Origin of the sequence: Pseudomonas syringae group sp. 247E2, from assembly GCF_032587795.1 — a bacterium.
Classification (GTDB): Bacteria; Pseudomonadota; Gammaproteobacteria; order Pseudomonadales; family Pseudomonadaceae; genus Aquipseudomonas; species Aquipseudomonas amygdali.
In genome coordinates this window covers 90,291-112,057 of sequence record NZ_JAWHPK010000029.1, presented here as the reverse complement: position 1 = coordinate 112,057, position 21,767 = coordinate 90,291, and the positions used below count along the sequence as shown (strand labels likewise).

Below are 21,767 nucleotides of genomic sequence, written 5' to 3'. Positions count from 1 at the left end.
GTCATGAGTCTGCGCAAAATCATACCGCTGTGGATTTACCTGTTGTTTCTGCTGGTGCCGATTTACTGGCTGATCAACATGTCGTTCAAGACCAATACCGAGATCCTCGGTGGCCTGACCCTGTGGCCGCAGGACTTTACCCTGGCCAACTACAAGGTGATTTTCACCGACGAAAGCTGGTACAGCGGTTACCTGAACTCGCTGTACTACGTGTGCCTCAATACCGTGATATCGCTGAGCGTTGCGCTTCCGGCAGCCTACGCGTTCTCTCGCTATCGTTTTCTCGGCGACAAGCACCTGTTCTTCTGGCTGCTGACCAATCGCATGGCACCACCGGCCGTGTTCCTGCTGCCGTTTTTCCAGCTCTACTCGTCCATTGGCCTGTTTGACACGCACATCGCCGTTGCACTGGCGCATTGCTTGTTCAACGTTCCGCTGGCGGTATGGATTCTGGAGGGCTTCATGTCCGGCGTTCCCAAGGAAATCGATGAAACGGCCTACATCGACGGTTATAGCTTTCCGAAGTTTTTCGTGAAGATTTTCATTCCGCTGATTGGCTCGGGTATCGGTGTTACCGCGTTTTTCTGCTTCATGTTCTCCTGGGTCGAGCTACTGCTGGCGCGCACCCTGACATCGGTCAATGCCAAACCGATTGCTGCGGTAATGACTCGCACGGTCTCGGCGTCGGGTATCGATTGGGGAGTGCTGGCGGCGGCGGGGGTGTTGACTATCCTGCCGGGTATGCTGGTGATCTGGTTCGTTCGCAACCATGTGGTCAAGGGCTTTGCTCTTGGTCGTGTCTGAGGAGTCGAAAAAATGGAGTGGATGTCCTGGACACTGCCCACTGCGGCCTTTTTCATCAGCATCGCATTGCTTCTGGCGGGGATGACCGTATGGGAGTTGCGCTCGGCAAGTATCGAGCGCCGTGGTTTTCTGCCGATTGCCACCACGCGTGGCGACCGTTTGTTCATTGGGCTTCTGGGTAGCGCTTACCTGCATTTGCTGGTGATAGGCGCGACCGACTGGAGTGTCTGGATCGCTTCAGGGGCCTCCCTGGTGTGGCTGTTGGTGGTGATGCGTTGGGGTTAGAGGGCGGCCGGGCGCGATTGCCGGGGTGATCCGGTCGGCGATATTCGAAAAGCGGGACTACATAAAAGCAACATTGGAGATGACTATGTTCAATAAGAAAAACAAGCTGCAACATAGCGTGACGCTGGCGACCATGATGATGCTCAGCGGGTTGAGTGTTTCGGCGTGGGCAGATCAGTACGAAGATGCGGCGAAGAAGTGGGCGGCCAGTGAATTCAAGCCGAGTACGCTTTCCGATGCAGAACAGTTGAAAGAGCTGGAGTGGTTCATCAAGGCCGCCGAGCCGTTCCGTGGCATGGACATCAAGGTGGTGTCGGAAACCCTGACCACCCACGAGTACGAATCGAAAACCCTGGCCAAGGCCTTCACTGAAATCACTGGTATCAAAGTCACCCATGACCTGCTGCAAGAGGGTGATGTGATCGAAAAACTGCAGACCGCCATGCAGTCGGACAAAAGTATCTACGACGGCTGGGTCAACGACTCGGACCTGATCGGGACACACTTCCGCTACGGCAAGGCACTGTCGCTGACCGACCTGATGGCCAGTCCGGAAGGCAGCAAGGTCACCTCGCCGACTCTGGACCTGAAAGATTTCATCGGCACCTCGTTCACTACCGCGCCGGACGGCAAGCTTTACCAGCTGCCTGATCAGCAATTCGCCAACCTGTACTGGTTCCGTGCCGACTGGTTCGAACGTCCCGACCTGAAAAAGAAGTTCAAAGACAAGTACGGCTATGAGCTGGGCGTCCCGGTCAACTGGTCGGCCTACGAAGACATTGCCAAATTCTTCAGCGAAGACGTCAAGGAGATCGACGGCAAGAAAGTCTTCGGGCACATGGATTACGGCAAGAAGGACCCGTCGCTGGGCTGGCGCTTCACCGATGCCTGGTTCTCCATGGCCGGCAGTGGCGACAAGGGCTTGCCTAACGGTTTGCCGGTTGACGAGTGGGGCATCCGTGTAGAGGATTGCCATCCGGTCGGCTCCAGCATTACCCGCGGTGGCGATACCAACGGGCCAGCGGCGGTGTTCGCGACCCAGAAATACATCGACTGGCTGAAAGCCTACGCACCGCCTGAAGCTGCGGGCATGACCTTTTCGGAGTCCGGGCCGGTTCCGTCGCAGGGTAACGTCGCGCAACAGATCTTCTGGTACACCGCCTTTACTGCCGACATGACCAAGCCCGGCCTGCCAGTCATGAACGCCGATGGCACGCCGAAATGGCGCATGGCACCTTCGCCAAAAGGACCTTACTGGAAAGAAGGTATGAAGCTCGGTTATCAGGACGTGGGGTCATGGACCTTCCTGAAATCTTCCGACGAGAAGAAGCGCCTGGCGGCCTGGTTGTATGCGCAGTTCGTGACCTCGAAAAGCGTTTCGCTGAAGAAGACCATTGTCGGTCTGACGCCGATTCGCGAGTCCGACATCAACTCCAAGGAGATGACCGCGCTGGCACCGAAACTGGGTGGTCTGGTGGAGTTCTATCGCAGCCCGGCACGTGTGCAATGGTCGCCTACCGGGACCAACGTGCCTGATTATCCGAAACTGGCACAGTTGTGGTGGAGCCACGTTGCCGAGGCGGTCACCGGCGAGAAGACAGCACAGCAGGCGCTGGATGGTCTGGCCAAGGATCAGGATGCCATCATGACGCGCATCGAACGTTCCAAGGTTCAGGAAGCCAGCAAGTGTGCGCCGAAGATGAATCCCGAGACCTCTGCCGAGGAGTGGTATACCAAGGCTGAGCAAAGCGGTGGCAAATTCCTCGCACCGCAACGCAAGCTGGCCAACGAGAAACCGAAGGGTGAAACCATCGCTTACGCTGACCTGCTGAAGAGCTGGGAGGCTGGCAAGAAGTAAGGTTTTGTCGAGGTAAAAAAACGGCACCTTGAGGGTGCCGTTTTTTATTGCTGCAGGCTGATCAGTCGTGCAGGGTTTCTGCGGCGTACAGCGTGTTTTCCAGCAGGCAGGCACGGGTCATGGGACCAACGCCGCCAGGGACAGGGGTGATCCAGCCGGCGCGGGGCAGGGCAGTCTCGTAAACCACGTCGCCAACCAGCTTGCCATCGTACTGACGGTTGATGCCGACGTCGATGACAATCGCGCCGGGCTTGATCCATTCGCCCTTGATCAGGCCGGGCTTGCCAGCGGCAACCACCACCAGATCGGCACGGCTCACATGGCCTGCCAGATCCTTGGTGAAACGGTGGGTCACGGTGACGGTGCAGCCCGCCAGCAGCAATTCCATCGCCATGGGGCGGCCGACAATGTTCGACGCGCCAACCACCACAGCATCCAGACCGTACAGATCGACTCCGGTGCTTTCCAGCAGGGTAATGATCCCTTTGGGTGTGCACGGTCGCAGCAGGGGAATGCGCTGGGCCAGACGGCCGACGTTATAAGGATGGAAACCGTCCACGTCCTTGTCCGGGCGGATGCGCTCGAGCAGCAGCGATGCGTCCAGATGGGCTGGCAAAGGCAATTGCAGGAGGATGCCGTCGACAGCGGCGTCTTCATTGAGGCGGTCGATCAGATCGGTCAGCGCAACCTGAGTGGTATCAGCGGGCAAGTCATAGGCCTGGGAGATAAAGCCGACTTCCTCGCAGTCCTTGCGCTTGTGAGAGACATAGACCTGAGAGGCAGGGTCGCTGCCGACCAGAATCACCGCGAGGCCCGGCGTGCGCAGACCTTGCTGGCTACGTTCGGCGACACGTTTGGCGATCTGCTGGCGCAGGCTGGCGGCGATCGCCTTGCCGTCGATTAGTTTTGCAGTCATGACGCGTGATTAACCATCGAGAGGAAATAAAATGAGCGCGCATTCTCGCATGACATGGCGCGAGGGCAAAGGCGCATGCTGTGGATATTCCGCTAACTCCTTTATCTAGCTGAATTTTTTTCAAAAAAAGGTTGACGACCCCAGGGGCCGTCTATAAGATTCGTCGCACTTGCCGGGCAGAGCCCAGCACTGGTTAAGCTAGCACTGGTTGATTAGGTCAGGCAGAGTTGCAAATCAGCTCGGTGTGATTGAAAGCCTTTTAGTTTGTTATCGCAAGAATACAAATTATATAAGTGCCCGTAGCTCAGCTGGATAGAGCATCCGCCTTCTAAGCGGATGGTCGCAGGTTCGAGTCCTGCCGGGTGCGCCATTCAAGGCAGCTTTGGCACAGCAAGTAAGTTTTATCGTCACGCGCAATATGGTGGGCGTAGCTCAGTTGGTAGAGCACAGGATTGTGACTCCTGCGGTCGTGGGTTCGAACCCCATCGTCCACCCCATATTAAGAAGGGCGCCAGATTTATAGTCTGGCGCCTTTGCTTTAAAAGTCTGAAATGCGGATGTGGTGGAATTGGTAGACACACTGGATTTAGGTTCCAGCGCCGCAAGGTGTGAGAGTTCGAGTCTCTCCGTCCGCACCAGGATAACTGTAGTCGAGTGGTAACGCTTCGGTTGCAAAAGCTACAAAAAGAAAGCCGCCTAGTGCGGCTTTTTTTGTTTTGGCGTATTCGTTCCATCGCCTCGCGGGTCCGGCGGCCCTATTGCCGCCGGTCGAGTGGGGCGTGCTATGTAGATGGATTCGGTCATCGTCCGGCGCAGAGGTTTCCTTATATAGGGGCCGTGCCAGACACGTCGCGAGTGATGCGAGGTGTTTTCCTTTCTCCTCCGGCTGTAGTCCGATTCCTTCTTGTTAACCCGCCCTTTTTCAGTAGGGTGACTTCTTGAGTTTGACCCACTAGAATGCATGCCCTTGATTCTGGGGTCGGAAACGGCCGGCTAACGTCTGTGCAACGAGGAATATCCATGCAAGTTTCTGTTGAAAATACTTCCGCTCTTGAGCGCCGCATGACCATTGGCGTGCCTGCCGAACGCATCGAGACTGAAGTCAACAAGCGTCTGCAGCAGACCGCACGTAAAGCCAAGATCCCGGGCTTCCGCCCAGGCAAGGTGCCTATGAGCGTGATCCGTCAGCGTTATGAAGACGGCGCACGTCAGGAAGCACTGGGCGATCTGATTCAGGCTACTTTCTACGAAGCTGTGGTTGAGCAGAAGCTGAACCCGGCCGGTGCTCCTGCTGTAGAGCCGAAATCTTTCGAAAAAGGCAAAGACCTGGAATACGTGGCTACTTTCGAAGTATTCCCGGAATTCACCGTTGCCGGTTTCGACACCATCGCCGTAGAGCGCCTGTCTGCCGACGTGGCGGACAGCGATCTGGACAACATGCTGGAAGTACTGCGCAAGCAGAACGTTCGTTTTGAAGTGGCCGACCGTGCTGCTCAGAACGAAGACCAGCTGAACATCGATTTCGTGGGCAAGGTCGACGGCGAAGTGTTCGCTGGCGGTTCTGCTACGGCTACCCAGCTGGTGCTGGGTTCCGGTCGCATGATTCCTGGTTTCGAAGACGGTCTGGTTGGCGCCAAGGCTGGCGAAGAGCGCGTTCTGAACGTGACCTTCCCCGAGGACTATCAGAACCTTGAGCTGGCCGGCAAGGCTGCCGAGTTCACCGTGACCGTCAATACCGTTTCCGAGCCAAAGCTGCCTGAGCTGAACGAAGAGTTCTTCAAGCAGTTCGGTATCAAGGAAACCGGTATCGAAGGCTTCCGCACCGAGGTTCGCAAGAACATGGAGCGCGAGCTGCGTCAGGCGATCAAGTCCAAGGTCAAGAATCAGGTCATGGACGGTCTGCTGGCTGCCAACCCGATCGAAGTGCCTAAAGCGCTGCTGGAAAACGAAGTCAACCGTCTGCGCGTCCAGGCTGTTCAACAGTTCGGCGGCAACATCAAGCCAGACCAGTTGCCGGCTGAGCTGTTCGAAGAGCAGGCCAAGCGTCGCGTCGAGCTGGGTCTGATCGTTGCCGAGGTCGTCAAGCAGTTCGACCTCAAGCCTGATGATGCTCGCGTACGTGAAATGATTCAGGAAATGGCATCCGCCTATCAGGAGCCTGAGCAGGTTGTTGCCTGGTACTACAAGAACGAGCAGCAAATGAACGAGGTACGTTCTGTTGTGCTTGAAGAGCAAGTTGTAGATACTGTTTTGCAGAAAGCTAGCGTGACCGACAAATCGGTCTCCTACGAAGAAGCTGTCAAGCCGGTGGAAGCTCCAAAAGCCGACTGATTTCTCTTTTCGTGCGAAAACACCCACAAGCCAGCCTTCGCGCTGGCTTGTGCGTATTCAAGACTCGACTATTTGGGAGTGAATGCAGGACATGTCCCGCAATTCTTATATTCAGCAGAACTCTGACATCCAGGCCGCTGGCGGCCTGGTCCCGATGGTTATCGAGCAGTCCGCCCGTGGCGAACGCGCCTATGACATCTATTCGCGCCTTCTCAAGGAGCGAGTCATCTTTATGGTTGGTCCGGTAGAGGACTACATGGCCAACCTTATCGCGGCACAACTGCTCTTCCTTGAAGCGGAAAACCCGGACAAGGATATCCATCTCTACATCAACTCGCCGGGCGGTTCGGTGACAGCAGGCATGTCGATCTACGACACCATGCAGTTCATCAAGCCGGACGTTTCGACTATCTGTATCGGTCAGGCTTGCAGCATGGGTGCATTCCTGCTGGCCGGTGGTGCAGAAGGCAAGCGTCATTGCCTGCCCAACTCGCGGATGATGATTCACCAGCCGCTGGGCGGTTTCCAGGGTCAGGCGTCGGATATCGACATCCATGCCAAGGAAATCCTGCACATTCGTCATCGTCTCAACTCGCTGCTGGCGCATCACACCGGCCAGAGCCTCGAAACCATCGAGCGCGACACCGAGCGTGACAACTTCATGAGCGCAGAGCGTGCGGCTGAATACGGCCTGATCGACTCCGTGATCAACAAGCGTCAAATGCCTGCCTAAGCGGCTCAAAATGTAGGGGGTCGGCACAACCGACCGCCTGCGGACTTGAAAAAGCCCGCAATAGCCTTCATCTTGTGTTGCAAGCCTACCGGATTGGATCGATCGAATGACTGACACCCGCAACGGCGAGGACAACGGCAAATTGCTCTATTGCTCCTTCTGTGGCAAAAGCCAGCATGAAGTGCGCAAATTGATTGCCGGCCCCTCGGTCTTTATCTGCGACGAGTGCGTCGACCTGTGCAACGACATCATCCGCGAGGAGGTGCAGGAAGCACAGGCCGAAAGCAGCGCGCATAAATTGCCTTCGCCTAAAGAAATCAGCGGCATCCTTGACCAGTATGTAATCGGTCAGGAACGTGCCAAAAAGGTCCTCGCAGTAGCGGTGTACAACCACTACAAGCGTCTGAACCAGCGCGACAAAAAGAACGACGACGTTGAACTGGGCAAGAGCAACATCCTGCTGATCGGCCCTACGGGCTCCGGCAAGACGCTGCTGGCCGAAACACTGGCCCGTCTGCTCAATGTGCCGTTCACCATCGCTGACGCCACCACCCTGACCGAAGCCGGTTATGTGGGTGAGGACGTTGAAAACATTATCCAGAAGCTGTTGCAGAAATGTGATTACGATGTCGAGAAGGCCCAGATGGGCATTGTCTACATCGATGAAATCGACAAGATTTCGCGCAAATCCGACAACCCTTCGATCACTCGTGACGTTTCCGGCGAAGGCGTGCAGCAAGCCTTGCTGAAGCTGATCGAGGGCACCGTGGCTTCCGTTCCTCCGCAAGGTGGTCGCAAGCATCCGCAGCAGGAATTCCTGCAAGTGGACACACGCAACATCCTCTTTATCTGCGGTGGTGCCTTCTCGGGCCTGGAAAAGGTCATTCAGAACCGTTCCACCCGTGGCGGCATCGGCTTCAACGCCGAGGTTCGCAGCAAGGAGGAGGGCAAGAAGGTTGGCGAGTCCCTGCGTGAAGTCGAGCCTGACGATCTGGTCAAGTTCGGTCTGATCCCCGAGTTCGTGGGCCGTCTGCCAGTGCTTGCAACGCTGGACGAGCTGGATGAGGCTGCTTTGATACAGATCCTCACCGAGCCGAAGAATGCGCTGACCAAGCAGTATGCCAAGCTGTTCGAGATGGAAGGCGTGGACCTCGAGTTCCGCACCGACGCGTTGAAGTCGGTTGCCCGTCGCGCGCTGGAGCGCAAGACCGGTGCCCGTGGCTTGCGTTCCATCCTCGAAGGCGTGCTGCTCGACACCATGTACGAAATTCCTTCGCAAAGTGACGTGAGCAAGGTGGTGATCGATGAGAGCGTTATCGATGGTACGTCCAAGCCGCTACTGATCTACGAAAACAGTGAGCCGCCTGCCAAGGTTGCCCCTGACGCGTAACACACGCAGGTGTATGGGCGTGTGAAGTAATACGGAAGGGGGCCTTTTTGGCCCCCTTTTGCATTTTTCAGCCGTTCATTCGTTTTGTATGAAGAAATTGATCTTGGCGGGTCGTGGCTCTAGAGCTTGTTTTTTTTGGACGCTACCCCCATCTTGGCTTCAAGCTAATTCCATCTGTCCCGGCCAATTGGCCGCCGTAGAGGCGAAATCATGAAGACCACTATTGAGTTGCCTCTCTTGCCATTGCGTGATGTCGTGGTTTATCCGCACATGGTTATCCCGCTGTTCGTGGGGCGCGAGAAGTCTATCGAAGCCCTTGAAGCGGCAATGACGGGCGACAAGCAGATTCTGCTGCTGGCGCAAAGAAACCCGGCTGACGACGATCCTGATGAAAAGGCGTTGTACAACGTCGGCACTATTGCCACCGTATTGCAGTTGCTCAAGCTGCCTGACGGCACCGTCAAGGTGCTGGTCGAAGGTGAGCAGCGTGGTTCGGTAGAGCGTTTCATCGAAGTCGATGGCCATTACCGCGCCGACGTCGCGTTGATCGACGAAGTCGATGCGCCGGATCGCGAGTCCGAAGTATTTGTGCGCAGCCTGCTGGCTCAGTTCGAGCAGTATGTGCAGCTTGGCAAGAAAGTCCCCGCAGAAGTCCTCTCGTCGCTCAACAGCATCGATGAGCCCGGTCGCCTGGTTGACACCATGGCAGCGCACATGGCGCTCAAGATCGAGCAGAAGCAGGAAATTCTCGAGATTATCGACCTGTCGGCCCGTGTCGAGCACGTGCTGGCCTTGCTGGATGCCGAAATCGACCTGCTGCAGGTTGAAAAGCGCATTCGCGGTCGTGTGAAAAAACAAATGGAGCGCAGCCAGCGCGAGTACTACCTGAATGAGCAGATGAAGGCCATTCAGAAAGAACTGGGCGATGGCGACGAAGGCCATAACGAAATTGAAGAGCTGAAAAAGCGCATCGACGCTGCCGGGCTGCCCAAGGACGCTCTGACAAAGGCGACTGCCGAGCTGAACAAGCTCAAGCAGATGTCGCCGATGTCGGCCGAGGCGACTGTGGTGCGCTCCTACATCGACTGGCTGGTTCAGGTGCCGTGGAAGGCTCAGAGCAAGGTGCGTCTGGACCTTGCGCGCGCCGAAGCGATCCTTGATGCCGACCATTATGGTCTGGATGAGGTCAAGGAACGCATTCTCGAATACCTCGCCGTGCAAAAGCGCGTGAAGAAGATTCGTGGCCCTGTGCTGTGTCTGGTAGGGCCTCCAGGTGTGGGTAAAACTTCCCTTGCAGAATCTATCGCCAATGCAACCAATCGCAAGTTTGTGCGAATGGCGCTGGGCGGGGTGCGTGACGAGGCTGAAATTCGTGGTCATCGCCGGACTTACATCGGGTCGATGCCAGGAAGATTGATACAAAAGATGACAAAAGTGGGCGTCCGCAACCCGCTGTTCCTGCTTGATGAAATCGACAAGATGGGCAGTGACATGCGCGGCGATCCGGCGTCGGCATTGCTTGAGGTCCTGGACCCCGAGCAGAACCATAACTTCAATGATCACTACCTCGAAGTCGACTACGATCTTTCCGACGTAATGTTCCTGTGCACGTCGAACTCGATGAATATTCCGCCAGCCTTGCTGGACCGGATGGAAGTCATTCGCCTGCCGGGTTACACCGAAGACGAAAAGATCAACATCGCCGTCAAATACCTCTCGCCCAAGCAGATTCAGGCCAATGGCTTGAAGAAAGGCGAGATCCAGTTCGACGATGAAGCAATCCGCGACATCATTCGCTACTACACCCGTGAAGCGGGCGTACGCGGTCTAGAGCGCCAGATTGCCAAGGTTTGCCGCAAGGCGGTCAAAGAACACGCCATGGAAAAACGCTTCTCCGTGCAGGTTACTGCCGAGATGCTCGAACACTTCCTGGGTGTGCGCAAATTCCGCTACGGACTGGCCGAGCAACAGGATCAGATCGGTCAGGTCACAGGCCTGGCGTGGACTCAGGTGGGCGGTGAATTGCTGACCATCGAGGCTGCGGTTGTATCGGGCAAGGGCCAGTTGATCAAGACCGGTTCGCTGGGTGATGTCATGGTCGAATCCATTACAGCCGCGCAGACCGTGGTGCGCAGTCGTGCCCGTAGTCTGGGCATTCCAGCCGATTTCCACGAGAAACACGACACGCATATCCACATGCCGGAAGGCGCGACGCCCAAGGATGGACCAAGCGCTGGCGTAGGCATGTGTACTGCTCTGGTATCAGCGCTTACACAGATCCCGGTACGTGCCGATGTGGCAATGACGGGCGAGATTACCTTGCGCGGGCAGGTGCTGGCGATTGGTGGTCTGAAGGAAAAACTTCTGGCTGCGCATCGCGGCGGAATCAAGACGGTGATCATTCCGGAAGAAAACGTGCGTGATTTGAAGGAGATTCCTGACAATATCAAGCAGGATCTGCAAATCAAGCCCGTTAAATGGATTGACGAAGTCCTGCAAATTGCGCTGCAATACGCGCCGGAGCCGTTGCCGGACGTGGCTACAGATCTGGTCGCAAAGGAAGAAAAACGCGAGTCTGACTCTAAGGACAGAATTAGCACGCATTAAGACTGGGTAGGCTTCCTTGACAGCTTTTTAGAGCCCTTGTTATAAAGCGGCTCTTTAAAGCAAGCACCAGCAAGCCTTCCAGCGCTCGTTTTGCTTAACACCTAAAACTTAGAAACATACTCAATATAGAGATAAGGGGACTTAGAGTGAACAAGTCGGAACTGATTGATGCTATCGCTGCATCTGCTGATATCCCGAAAGCTGCTGCTGGCCGTGCGCTGGACGCAGTGATCGAATCCGTCACTGGCGCTCTGAAGGCTGGCGACTCGGTTGTTTTGGTTGGCTTTGGTACGTTCTCCGTGACTGATCGTCCTGCTCGCATCGGTCGCAACCCTCAGACTGGTAAGACGCTGGAAATCGCTGCTGCTAAAAAACCAGGTTTCAAAGCTGGTAAAGCCCTCAAAGAAGCTGTCAACTAAGCCTCTCGATGCCTTTGCCCGCTGGGTCGGGTCTGTCCTGATCCAGTAGCGGAGCGGTGGTGCATTCGGTTGCAACACCGAGGGGTTCGAGCCCTACCGCTCCGTCAGTTACGAGAAGGCGCATCCTCGGATGCGCCTTTCTTCTATCCGCTTTCTACCCACGCTCCGCGGTTGGTTAGTCAGTTCAACCGTTTTGGGGGACGCAATGCTGCAGAACATCAGGGACAATTCACAAGGCTGGATTGCCAAGACAATTATCGGAATCATCATCGCTTTGATGGCCTTCACCGGCATCGAGGCGTTGTTTACCGCTACCAGCAATAAGCAGAACGCGGCTGAAGTGAACGGCGAGGACATCTCTCAGAATGAGTTGAGCCAGGCCGTCGACATGCAGCGGCGTCAGTTGGCTCAGCAGCTCGCGCAGCAGTTGGGCAAGGATTTCGATCCTGCGATGCTGGATGAAAAGCTGTTGCGTGAATCAGCCCTCAAAGGCCTGATCGACCGCAAGCTGCTGCTGCAAGGTGCAACGGATGCGAAATTCTCGTTTTCCGACGCGGCACTGGATCAGCAGCTTTTGCAGACGCCTGAGTTTCAGGTCGATGGCAAGTTCAGTGCTGACCGTTTCGATCAGGTCATTCGCCAGCTGGGTTACAGCCGTCTGCAGTTCCGCCAGATGCTTGGCCAGGAAATGCTCATCGGTCAGGTGCGTGCGGGGGTTGCCGGCAGTGCTTTCGTAACCGATGCACAGGTTGACGCTTTTGCCCGTCTGGAAAAGCAGACCCGTGATTTCGCGTCGCTGACCCTGCCCGCCGATACCACGGCGGTCAAAGTGACGGACGACGAAGTCAAGGCTCACTACGACCAGCATGCCAAGGAGTTCATGAGCCCTGAGCAGGTTGTGCTTGATTACATCGAATTGAAGAAGTCGTCTTTCTTCGACAAGGTGCAGGTCAAGGATGAGGACTTGCAGGCGGCTTATCAGAAGGAAATCGCCAATCTGTCCGAACAGCGTCGTGCTGCGCACATCCTGATCGAGGTGAACGACAAACTGAACGACGAGCAGGCCAAGGCGAAGATTGAAGAAATTCAACAGCGTCTGGCCAAGGGTGAAGATTTTGCGGCGCTGGCCAAGGAATATTCGCAGGACCCTGGTTCGTCCAGCAAGGGCGGTGATCTTGGTTACGCAGGCAAGGGTGTCTATGACCCTGCGTTCGAAGACACATTGTATGCCTTGAACAAGGACCAGGTATCGCAGCCTGTGCGTACCGACTTCGGCTGGCACCTGATCAAGTTGCTGGGCGTCGAGGCTCCATCGGTGCCGACCTTCGCCAGTCTGAAAGACAAGCTGACCACGGATTTGAAATCGCAGCTGGTCGAGCAGAAATTTGTCGAAGTGACCAAGCAGCTGGAAGATTCTGCGTTTGAATCGTCCGATCTGTCTCAACCGGCACAGGACCTGGGCCTGAAGGTTCAGACCACTGCGCCATTCGGTCGTGAAGGCGGTGAGGGTATTACAGCCAACCGTGCGGTTATCCAGGCTGCGTTCAGCCCGGAAGTGCTGGAAGAAGGCTCCAACAGCAACACGCTGGAGCTGGATCCGGAGACCGTCGTGGTGGTGCGCTCCAAAGAGCATCTGCAACCTCAGCAGTTGCCGCTTGAGAGCGTTGCCAGCTCGATTCGCACTCAACTGGTCAAGGAGCACGCCACGGCCGCTGCCAAGGCCAAGGGCGAGGCTCTGCTGGCCGGGCTGCGTGATGGCAAGATCCCGCTGGCTGCGAAGCAGGATGGACGTGACTGGAAATCGATGGAAGCAGTCACTCGCAGTCAGGAGGGCGTTGATCCTCAAGTACTGCAGACGCTGTTCCGCATGCCCAAGCCTGATGGCAAGGGCAAGCCGGAATTCGCCAGCATTACTGCAGCCGATGGCAGCTTCGTGATTGTGCGCCTCAATGGCGTGAATCAGGCTGCTGCGCCGACTGACGCGGAAAAGGCGCAATACCGTCGCTTCCTCGCGTCGCGTGCGGGTCAGCAGGATTTCGCTGCGTACCGTGCACAGCTGGAAAGCAAGGCGAAGATCGAGAAGTTCTAAGCTCGAAACCCGCACAAAAAAGAAGGCCGCTCACTGAGCGGCCTTCTTTTTGAGTGCAGGAAAGTTGCCTGCCGGAAAAATGCCGCTCGCGAGGAGCGGCGCTTGCCGTCTTACTCTTCCATGCTGCCCATCGCGGTGGTGTTGAAACCGCCGTCGACGTACATGATCTCACCACTGATGCCCGACGCCAGGTCAGAGCACAGGAACGCACCGGCATTGCCGACTTCGTCGATGGTCACGTTGCGGCGCAAAGGAGTCTGTGCCTCGTTGGCAGCCAGCATTTTGCGGAAGTTCTTGATACCCGAAGCCGCCAGTGTGCGGATCGGGCCGGCCGATACAGCATTGACGCGAGTACCTTCCGGGCCGAGGCTGCCGGCCAGGTAACGAACGCCGGCTTCCAGGCTGGCCTTGGCCATGCCCATGACGTTGTAGTTGGGCATGGTGCGCTCTGCGCCCAGGTACGACAGGGTCAGCAGGCTGCCATTGCGGCCCTTCATCATTTCGCGACCAGCCTTGGCCAGGGCCACGAAGCTGTAGGCGCTGATGTCATGAGCGATGCGGAAACCTTCGCGAGTGGTAGCGTCGGTGAAGTCGCCGTCGAGCTGGTCACCCGGAGCAAAGCCGACCGAGTGAACGATCACGTCCAGGCCGTCCCACTTCTTGCTCAGCTCTTCAAAGACCTTGGTGATCTCTTCGTCGCTGGCCACATCGCAAGGGAAGCACAGCTCAGGACCTGAGCCCCAGCCTGCGGCGAACTCTTCGACACGGCCCTTGAGCTTGTCGTTCTGGTAGGTGAAAGCAAGCTCTGCACCTTCACGATGCATGGCGGCAGCAATGCCGGATGCGATGGACAGTTTACTGGCGACACCGACGATCAGGACGCGCTTACCGGCGAGAAAACCCATGTGTTGTTCCTCTTCAGGTTAATCGACAGCTACCGGCGCCAAAAAGGCGGCTTCCAGCAGCTGCTGTGTATAAGGATGTTGCGGTGCGGCGAAGATGTCCTGCGCTGCACCCTGTTCGACCACTTGGCCTTGCTTGACCACCATCAGCTGGTGGCTCAGCGCTTTGACGACAGCCAGGTCATGGCTGATGAACAAATACGTCAGATTGTACTTGGCTTGCAGCGAGCGAAGCAGCTCGACGACCTGACGCTGTACGGTCCGGTCGAGGGCTGACGTCGGCTCGTCCAGCAAGATAAGCGCCGGTTTCAATACCAGCGCACGTGCAATGGCGATCCTCTGCCGTTGGCCACCGGAGAACTCGTGAGGGTAGCGGTGCCGGGTATCCGGATCCAGACCAACCTCCCTGAGTGCTTCGATGATCGCCGTCTGTTGCTCGGCGGCCGTGCCCATGCCATGGATTCGCAAGCCTTCGCCAACTATTTCACCCACTGACATACGCGGGCTCAAACTACCAAACGGGTCCTGGAACACCACCTGCATCTGCCTGCGCAGCGGACGGATCTGCTGTTGCGACAGAGATTCTAGCGCGTTGCCCTTGAAACGTATGGTGCCCTGGCTGCCGATCAGCCGAAGAATCGCCAGCCCCAGCGTCGATTTGCCCGACCCGCTTTCACCCACGATGCCCAGTGTTTGCCCTTGCGGCAGGCTGAAGCGTATGCCGTCCACCGCCTTGACGTGGTCGACCGTGCGCTTGAGCAGGCCCTTTTTGATCGGGAACCAGACTTTCAGGTCCTCGACTTCAAGCAGCGGGGCGCCGGCCGGGTTGGTCGAAGGACCGCCGCTGGGCTCTGCGCTGAGCAACACTTTGGTGTAAGGGTGTTGCGGCGAACGGAACAATTCTTCGCACGATGCCTGTTCGACGATGCAACCGCGCTGCATGACACATACTCGGTTGGCTATTTGCCTCACCACGTTCAAATCGTGGCTGATAAGCAGCAATGCCATGCCCAGGCGAGCCTGCAATTGCTTGAGCAATTCAAGAATTTTCAGCTGTACCGTGACGTCCAGTGCAGTAGTCGGTTCGTCGGCAATCAGCAGCTCCGGCTCGTTGGCCAGTGCCATCGCTATCATTACACGCTGGCGTTGGCCGCCTGACAGCTCGTGTGGCAAGGCTTTGAGCCGTTTGTGTGGCTCTGGGATGCCTACCAGCTCAAGAAGCTCCAGCGTGCGTTTGGTGGCGTCCTTGCCGGTCAGGCCCTTGTGCAGGCCCAGTACCTCGTTGATTTGTTTTTCGACCGAGTGCAGCGGGTTCAGCGAGGTCATCGGTTCCTGGAAGATCATGGCGATACGGTTGCCACGGATCGAGCGCAGCTTTTTCTCTTCCACTTTCAGCAGGTCTTCACCGCCGTAGCGGACAGTGCCGCTCGGATGACTGGCAATGGGGTAGGGCAGCAGGCGCAGGATCGAATGCGCTGTAACTGATTTGCCCGAGCCGCTTTCGCCGACCAGTGCGAGGGTTTCACCCCGACGGATGTCAAAACTGATGTTCTCGACCACCCGTTGCCGTGAGTCGCCCGTCACGAACTCGACTGCCAGATCGCGGATTTCGATCAGATTGTCATTGCTCATCTTATTTCCTTGGGTCGAAAGCATCGCGGGCGGATTCGCCGATGAACACCAGCAGGCTCAGCATAATGGCCAGCACAGCGAACGCGCTGATGCCCAGCCAGGGTGCCTGCAGGTTGGATTTGCCCTGCGCTACCAGTTCGCCCAGCGAAGGTGATCCGGCGGGCAGGCCGAAGCCCAGGAAGTCCAGTGCAGTCAAGGTGCCGATGGCCCCGGTGAGGATGAACGGCATGAAGGTCATGGTCGATACCATGGCGTTGGGCAGGATATGGCGGAACATGATCGCGCCGTTCTCCATGCCCAGCGCTCGCGCGGCTCTTACATATTCCAGATTCCGGCCACGCAGGAACTCGGCACGCACCACGTCTACCAGATTCATCCAGGAGAACAGCAGCATGATGCCCAGCAGCCACCAGAAGTTGGGTTGCACGAAGCTGGCGAGAATGATCAACAGATACAGCACGGGCAGGCCCGACCACACTTCCAGAAAACGCTGGCCCAGCAGGTCGACCCAGCCGCCATAGAAACCCTGCAGGGCACCGGCGATGACGCCGATGATCGAGCTGAGGATGGTCAGGGTCAGGGCGAACAGCACGGAAATCCTGAAGCCGTAGATCACTCGTGCCAATACATCACGGCCCTGATCGTCGGTGCCCAGCAGGTTTTCCCGGGACGGTGGCGCAGGGGCGGGGACTTTCAGGTCGTAGTTGATGCTCTGGTAACTGAACGGGATGGGCGCCCACAGGGTCCAGCCATCCTTCGCCGCGAGCAATTCCTTGATGTACGGGCTCTTGTAATTGGCTTCCAGCGGGAATTCGCCGCCGAAGGTGGTCTCCGGGTAACGCTCCAGCACCGGGAAGTACCAGTGACCGTCGTAGCGCACGGCGAGCGGTTTATCGTTGGCGATCAGTTCGGCGCCCAGGCTCAGGCCGAACAGGATGAGGAACAGCCACAGTGACCACCAGCCGCGTCGGTTGGCTTTGAAGCGTTCGAAGCGACGGCGATTGAGAGGAGACAGCTTCATATCAATGCTTCCTGCTTTCGAAGTCGATGCGCGGGTCTACCAGGGTGTAGGTGATGTCGCCGATCAGCTTCACCACCAACCCCAGGAGGGTGAAGATGAACAGGGTGCCGAACACCACCGGGTAGTCGCGGTTGATAGCGGCTTCAAAGCTCATCAGGCCCAGGCCGTCCAGCGAAAAGATCACTTCCACCAGCAGCGAGCCGGTGAAGAAGATACCGATGAACGCCGACGGGAAGCCGGCGATCACTAGCAGCATCGCGTTGCGAAACACATGGCCGTAGAGCACCTTGTGGTTGCTCAGGCCCTTGGCTTTGGCGGTGGTGACATATTGCTTGCTGATTTCATCGAGAAAGCTGTTCTTGGTCAGCAGCGTCATGGTGGCGAAGTTGCCGATCACCAGCGCGGTGACCGGCAGCACCAGATGCCAGAAGTAGTCGAAGATCTTGCCCAGGGTGCTCAGTTCGTCATAGTTGTTCGAGGTCAGCCCACGCAGCGGGAACCAGTTGAAGTAGCTGCCACCGGCAAACACCACGATCAGCAGAATCGCGAACAGAAACGCCGGGATGGCGTAGCCGACGATGATCGCCGAGCTGGTCCACACGTCGAACTGACTGCCGTGGCGAGTGGCTTTGGCGATCCCAAGCGGGATCGACACCAGGTACATGATCAGCGTGCTCCATAACCCCAGAGAGATGGAGACCGGCATCTTCTCGACGATCAGGTCGATCACCTTGGCATCGCGAAAGAAGCTGTCGCCGAAATCCAGCGTGGCGTAGTTCTTGATCATGATCCACAGGCGTTCCGGTGCCGATTTATCGAAACCGTACATGCGTTCGATTTCTTTTATCAGTGCCGGGTCCAGGCCCTGTGCGCCACGGTAGTTGGAGCCCGCCACCGATACCTCGGCGCCGCCACCCGCAATTCGGCTGGTAGCGCCATCGAAGCCTTCGATCTTGGCGATCATCTGCTCGACCGGTCCACCGGGTGCGGCCTGAATGATGACGAAGTTGATGATCAGAATGCCGAGCAGGGTAGGGATGATCAGCAGTAGCCGTCGCAGAATATAAGCCAGCATGTTATTGCTCCGCGTTCGCAGGCTTGGCCTGATCAGTGGCTGACGGGGTCGCGGTGGCGGGTTTGACATTCGGCTTCGCCCACCAGGTCATCAGGCCGATATCGGAAAGCGCCTTGGCCTTGGGATGGTCGATGTGATTCCAGTAAGCCACCCGCCAGGTTTTGATGTGCCAGTTGGGTACAACGTAAAAACCCCACAGTAATACGCGGTCCAGCGCTTTGGTATGGGTGATCAGGCTTTCCCGGGAGTCGGCGTTGATCAGCCCGTTGACCAGCGTGTCTACCGCCGGGTCCTTGAGGCCCATGAAGTTGCGGCTGCCCGGGTTGTCGGCGCTGGATGAGTCGAAATACACGCGCTGCTCGTTACCGGGTGAGCTGGACTGCGGATAGCCAGTGACGATCATGTCGTAGTCTCGCGAGCGCAGGCGGTTGATGTATTGCGACACGTCGGCGCGGCGAATCACCAGCTCGATGCCCAGATCACTCAGGTTACGTTTGTAAGGCAACAGAATGCGCTCGAACTCGGTCTGGGCGATCAGAAACTCCAGCTTCACCGGGTTGCCCTGTGCATCTACCATCTTGTCGTCGACGATCTTCCAGCCCGCTTCCTGCAACAGCTGGAAGGCCCGGCGTTGCTGTGGACGAATCATGCCACTGCCATCGGTTACCGGCAGCGTAAAGGGTTCGGTGAACACTCGATCCGGAATCTTGCCGCGCAACGGTTCAAGAATTTTCAGTTCTTCGGCAGACGGCAGACCGCTGGCGGCCATTTCCGAGTTGTCGAAATAGCTTTTGGTGCGGCTGTACGAGCCGTTGAACAGCTGTTTGTTGGTCCACTCGAAGTCCAGCAGCAGAGTCAGCGCCTCACGGACCCTGACGTCTTGAAACACCGGCTTGCGCAGGTTTAAGACAAAACCCTGCATGCCCGTCGGATTGCCATTGGGCAGCTCTTCCTTGATCAGCCTGCCATCCCGGACTGCTGGCGTGTCATATGCAGTTGCCCAGTTCTTGGCGCTGGTTTCCACCCAATAATCGAACTGCCCGGCTTTGCCCGCTTCCAGCGCGACGGTGTTGTCGCGATAGTAGTCGGTGTTCAGCACATCGAAGTTGTAGAAGCCCTTATTGATCGGCAGGTCCTTGGCCCAGTAATCCTTGACCCGTTCATAGCGCACCGAGCGCCCGGCTTTTACATCGGCGACCTTGTACGGCCCGCTGCCCAGCGGGAAGTCCAGGTTGCCCTTGCTGAAGTCGCGATCTGCCCAGAAATGTTTGGGCAGCACGGGTAACTGGCCAAGAATCAGCGGCATCTCCCGATTGCCCTTGTGCTTGAATTTGAACAGCACGCGCAGCGGGTCTTCGACGACCACCTGATCGACGTCGGCGTAGTAACCCTTGTACATGGGCGACCCGTGCTCCATCAGTGTCTTGAAGCTGAACTCCACGTCTTCGGCACGCATCGGGTGGCCGTCATGAAAGCGCGCTTCCGGGCGCAGGTAGAAGCGTACCCAGCTGTTGTCCGGGGCTTTCTCGATTTTACCGGCAACCAGCCCGTACTCACTGAACGGTTCATCCAGGCTTGCACGGGCCAGGGTGTCGTAGATCAGGCCGATGTCATCTGCCGGCACGCCCTTGTTGATGAACGGGTTGAGGCTGTCGAAACCGCCGAAGCCTGCCTGGCGGAACGTGCCACCCTTGGGCGCATCCGGGTTCACGTAGTCGAAGTGCTTGAAGTCGGCCGGGTACTTGGGCGGCTCGTCGTACAGCGTCACGCCATGCTGAGGCGCAGCCTGTACCGTGCAGGCGAGGCTGGCCAACAGCAGGCCGGCCGCTTGCGCGCGCAGGGAATGCAATGGGTTCATCGGGGCTTCTCCAGAGTCTTGAGCCACCACGCACGCAGCCCCAGGGTGTAGGGCGGGGTGGTGACCATGGCGAATCGGTTGCGATAGGCAAGCCGATGATTGTTCAGATACCAGTTGGGAATGCTGTAGTGCTGAGCCAGCAGCACGCGGTCCAGCGCTCGCGCAGCCGCGACCTGTTCATCGCGGGTTTGCGCGCCGAGCAGTTTGTTCAGCAGGGCGTCGACCACCGGGTTGGCAATGCCGGCGTAGTTCTTGCTGCCGTTGATCGCGGCCTGGCTTGAATGAAAATATTGCCACTGCTCAAGACCAGGGCTCAGCGTCTGTTGCAGGGTCATGAGAATCATGTCGAAGTCGAAACGGTCCAGGCGTTGTTTGTACTGGGCGCGATCGACGGTGCGCAGCCCTGCATCGATACCCAGGCGTCGCAGGTCTTCAATGTAGGGCTGCAGGATGCGTTCGAGGTTGGGGTTGACCAGCAGGATCTCGAAGCGCAGCGGTTGCTTGTCGGCGTTGAGCAAGCCCTTGTCCGACAGCGTCCAGCCAGCATCGGCAAGCAGTTTCAAGGCCTTGCGCAGAGTATCGCGCGGGATGCCGCCGCCATCGGTTTTCGATGGGGCAAATGGCTGGGTAAACAGACTGGCGGGCAACTGATCGCGATAAGGCGCCAGCAATAACCATTCAGCCCCGCTCGGCAGGCCCGTCGCTGAAAACTCGCTGTTGGGGTAATAGCTGGTCGAACGCTCATAAGCGTCGCTGAACAGTGTGCGGTTGGTCCATTCGAAATTGAACAACAGCCCCAGTGCTTCGCGTACGCGGATATCGGCGAAGGCCGCGCGCCGGGTGTTCATGAACAGGCCTTGGGTCTGGGTCGGTATGCGGTGCGGAATCTGCGCCTTGATTACCTGACCGTTTGCCACTGCCGGGAAGTTATAGCCATTGGCCCAGTTCTTGGCCTGATGCTCGATGTAGATATCGAATTCGCCCGCCTTGAATGCTTCGAACGCCACATCGCTGTCGCGGTAGAACTCGACTTCCACCCGGTCGAAATTGTATTTGCCGCGGTTGACCGGCAGGTCCTTGCCCCAGTAATCCTTGACCCGCTCGAACACCAGCTGACGTCCGGGCTGCACGCGGGTGATGCGGTAGGGACCACTGCCCAGCGGCGGTTCGAAGGTAGTCGCCTTGAAGTCTCTGTTCTTCCAGTAATGCTGGGGCAGCACTGGCAGTTCCCCAAGACGCAGAATCAGCAACGGATTGCCAGAGCGCTTGAAGACAAACCGGATGCGATGACGATTGAGGATGTCGACGCGCTGCACTTCCTGCAAGGCGGTGCGGTATTGAGGATGACCGTCCTTGAGCAGCGTTCGGTAGGAAAACGCGACGTCGTAGGCGGTGATGGGCTTGCCATCGTGAAAGCGCGCCTGCGGGCGCAGGTTGAACACCACCCAGCTGCGGTCCTCGCTGTATTCAACGGACTGGGCGATCAGCCCGTAACTGGAGGTCGGTTCATCGCCGGACGGGTCGTACTGCCCTGTGCCCACCATCAACGGCTCGTTCAGTTCATTGACGCCGTATTGCAGGAAGTTTCCGGTCGAGACCGGGCTGCTGCCCTTGAATGTGTAAGGATTGAGCGTGTCGAACGTACCAAACGCCATCATTCTCAAGGTGCCCCCTTTCGGCGCCTCGGGATTGACCCAGTCGAAATGAGTAAAGCTGGCCGGGTACTTGAGAACACCAAACTGCGCATAGCCATGACTTTCTGTGATGGCTGCGTTGGCGCAGAAGCTCAAGGCCAGGCTGATGGTTAGCAGGAAGGGACGTATCACGATCCAGGCGACTTGGGCTTT

At 57.4% G+C, this 21,767-nt stretch carries 16 protein-coding genes and 3 tRNA genes; 12 read left to right on the top strand and 7 right to left on the bottom strand.

Going from position 1 to position 21,767, the window contains the following annotated elements; translation table 11 throughout:
• Window positions 1-3 precede the first annotated feature (3 nt).
• The 3 genes from RYC18_RS23120 (at window position 4) to RYC18_RS23110 (ending at window position 2,947) form a co-directional block, all read left to right on the top strand.
• Window positions 4-804, top strand: coding sequence for a carbohydrate ABC transporter permease (locus tag RYC18_RS23120; protein ID WP_003315280.1), 801 nt, complete (start codon window positions 4-6; stop codon window positions 802-804).
• Window positions 805-816: 12 nt separating this feature from the next.
• Entirely contained in the window at window positions 817-1,089 is a 273-nt protein-coding gene (locus RYC18_RS23115; RefSeq protein ID WP_002552730.1) for a DUF2160 domain-containing protein, read from the top strand.
• An 85-nt stretch (window positions 1,090-1,174) separates the two neighbouring features.
• Window positions 1,175-2,947 (top strand): ABC transporter substrate-binding protein, encoded by a 1,773-nt coding sequence (locus RYC18_RS23110; RefSeq protein WP_044321923.1) that lies wholly within the window; start codon window positions 1,175-1,177, stop codon window positions 2,945-2,947.
• A 61-nt stretch (window positions 2,948-3,008) separates the two neighbouring features.
• Here RYC18_RS23110 and folD read toward each other — a convergent pair whose 3' ends face one another.
• Window positions 3,009-3,863, bottom strand: coding sequence for a bifunctional methylenetetrahydrofolate dehydrogenase/methenyltetrahydrofolate cyclohydrolase FolD (folD, locus tag RYC18_RS23105; protein WP_005743880.1), 855 nt, complete (start codon window positions 3,861-3,863; stop codon window positions 3,009-3,011).
• Between the two features lie 293 nt (window positions 3,864-4,156).
• Here folD and RYC18_RS23100 point away from each other — a divergent pair.
• From RYC18_RS23100 to RYC18_RS23060, 9 genes are all read left to right on the top strand, one after another.
• Window positions 4,157-4,233 (top strand) — tRNA-Arg (locus RYC18_RS23100).
• Window positions 4,234-4,284: 51 nt separating this feature from the next.
• Window positions 4,285-4,360 (top strand) — tRNA-His (locus RYC18_RS23095).
• A 56-nt stretch (window positions 4,361-4,416) separates the two neighbouring features.
• Window positions 4,417-4,501, top strand: a tRNA-Leu gene (locus RYC18_RS23090).
• Window positions 4,502-4,883: 382 nt separating this feature from the next.
• The gene (gene tig, locus RYC18_RS23085; RefSeq protein WP_002552733.1) at window positions 4,884-6,194 is read left to right on the top strand and encodes a trigger factor; all 1,311 of its coding nucleotides are present in this window, start codon (window positions 4,884-4,886) and stop codon (window positions 6,192-6,194) included.
• 91 nt (window positions 6,195-6,285) lie between these two features.
• Window positions 6,286-6,927 carry an ATP-dependent Clp endopeptidase proteolytic subunit ClpP gene (clpP, locus tag RYC18_RS23080; RefSeq protein WP_002552734.1) on the top strand — a complete coding sequence of 214 codons (642 nt, stop codon included), beginning with the start codon at window positions 6,286-6,288 and terminating at the stop codon, window positions 6,925-6,927.
• A 106-nt stretch (window positions 6,928-7,033) separates the two neighbouring features.
• Window positions 7,034-8,317, top strand: coding sequence for an ATP-dependent Clp protease ATP-binding subunit ClpX (gene clpX, locus RYC18_RS23075; RefSeq protein WP_002552735.1), 1,284 nt, complete (start codon window positions 7,034-7,036; stop codon window positions 8,315-8,317).
• Between the two features lie 210 nt (window positions 8,318-8,527).
• A complete protein-coding gene (lon, locus tag RYC18_RS23070) occupies window positions 8,528-10,924 on the top strand; it encodes an endopeptidase La (protein ID WP_005782258.1) in 2,397 nt (798 codons plus the stop codon).
• 146 nt (window positions 10,925-11,070) lie between these two features.
• On the top strand, window positions 11,071-11,343 hold the full coding sequence (locus tag RYC18_RS23065) for an HU family DNA-binding protein (RefSeq protein ID WP_002552737.1): 273 nt from the start codon (window positions 11,071-11,073) through the stop codon (window positions 11,341-11,343).
• Between the two features lie 205 nt (window positions 11,344-11,548).
• Window positions 11,549-13,432 (top strand): SurA N-terminal domain-containing protein, encoded by a 1,884-nt coding sequence (locus RYC18_RS23060; protein ID WP_004667782.1) that lies wholly within the window; start codon window positions 11,549-11,551, stop codon window positions 13,430-13,432.
• Between the two features lie 110 nt (window positions 13,433-13,542).
• Here RYC18_RS23060 and fabI read toward each other — a convergent pair whose 3' ends face one another.
• From fabI to RYC18_RS23030, 6 genes are read right to left on the bottom strand one after another with little or no spacing between them, the layout of a single operon-like run.
• Entirely contained in the window at window positions 13,543-14,337 is a 795-nt protein-coding gene (fabI, locus tag RYC18_RS23055; RefSeq protein ID WP_004660733.1) for an enoyl-ACP reductase FabI, read from the bottom strand.
• 18 nt (window positions 14,338-14,355) lie between these two features.
• Window positions 14,356-15,966, bottom strand: coding sequence for an ABC transporter ATP-binding protein (locus RYC18_RS23050; protein ID WP_005743883.1), 1,611 nt, complete (start codon window positions 15,964-15,966; stop codon window positions 14,356-14,358).
• 1 nt (window position 15,967) lies between these two features.
• A complete protein-coding gene (locus RYC18_RS23045; RefSeq protein WP_002552741.1) occupies window positions 15,968-16,987 on the bottom strand; it encodes an ABC transporter permease in 1,020 nt (339 codons plus the stop codon).
• 1 nt (window position 16,988) lies between these two features.
• Window positions 16,989-18,062, bottom strand: a complete 1,074-nt coding sequence (locus RYC18_RS23040) for a microcin C ABC transporter permease YejB (RefSeq protein ID WP_005733152.1) — start codon at window positions 18,060-18,062, stop codon at window positions 16,989-16,991.
• A gap of 1 nt (window position 18,063) precedes the next feature.
• Window positions 18,064-19,920: an extracellular solute-binding protein gene (locus tag RYC18_RS23035; RefSeq protein ID WP_016982405.1), complete on the bottom strand. Its 1,857-nt coding sequence runs from the start codon at window positions 19,918-19,920 to the stop codon at window positions 18,064-18,066.
• Entirely contained in the window at window positions 19,917-21,746 is a 1,830-nt protein-coding gene (locus RYC18_RS23030) for an extracellular solute-binding protein (protein ID WP_029241053.1), read from the bottom strand. The genes RYC18_RS23035 and RYC18_RS23030 overlap by 4 nt, the downstream gene beginning before the upstream one ends.
• Window positions 21,747-21,767 lie beyond the last annotated feature (21 nt).

Bases quoted from the DNA above. Each gene is read 5' to 3' on its own strand.
- clpX (WP_002552735.1), top strand. From the start codon at position 7,034: ATGACTGACACCCGCAACGGCGAGGACAACGGCAAATTGCTCTATTGC.
- lon (WP_005782258.1), top strand. From the start codon at position 8,528: ATGAAGACCACTATTGAGTTGCCTCTCTTGCCATTGCGTGATGTCGTG.
- RYC18_RS23060 (WP_004667782.1), top strand. From the start codon at position 11,549: ATGCTGCAGAACATCAGGGACAATTCACAAGGCTGGATTGCCAAGACA.
- RYC18_RS23035 (WP_016982405.1), bottom strand. From the start codon at position 19,920: ATGAACCCATTGCATTCCCTGCGCGCGCAAGCGGCCGGCCTGCTGTTG.
- RYC18_RS23045 (WP_002552741.1), bottom strand. From the start codon at position 16,987: ATGAAGCTGTCTCCTCTCAATCGCCGTCGCTTCGAACGCTTCAAAGCC.
- tig (WP_002552733.1), top strand. From the start codon at position 4,884: ATGCAAGTTTCTGTTGAAAATACTTCCGCTCTTGAGCGCCGCATGACC.
- RYC18_RS23040 (WP_005733152.1), bottom strand. From the start codon at position 18,062: ATGCTGGCTTATATTCTGCGACGGCTACTGCTGATCATCCCTACCCTG.
- RYC18_RS23120 (WP_003315280.1), top strand. From the start codon at position 4: ATGAGTCTGCGCAAAATCATACCGCTGTGGATTTACCTGTTGTTTCTG.
- folD (WP_005743880.1), bottom strand. From the start codon at position 3,863: ATGACTGCAAAACTAATCGACGGCAAGGCGATCGCCGCCAGCCTGCGC.
- clpP (WP_002552734.1), top strand. From the start codon at position 6,286: ATGTCCCGCAATTCTTATATTCAGCAGAACTCTGACATCCAGGCCGCT.
- fabI (WP_004660733.1), bottom strand. From the start codon at position 14,337: ATGGGTTTTCTCGCCGGTAAGCGCGTCCTGATCGTCGGTGTCGCCAGT.
- RYC18_RS23110 (WP_044321923.1), top strand. From the start codon at position 1,175: ATGTTCAATAAGAAAAACAAGCTGCAACATAGCGTGACGCTGGCGACC.
- RYC18_RS23050 (WP_005743883.1), bottom strand. From the start codon at position 15,966: ATGAGCAATGACAATCTGATCGAAATCCGCGATCTGGCAGTCGAGTTC.
- RYC18_RS23115 (WP_002552730.1), top strand. From the start codon at position 817: ATGGAGTGGATGTCCTGGACACTGCCCACTGCGGCCTTTTTCATCAGC.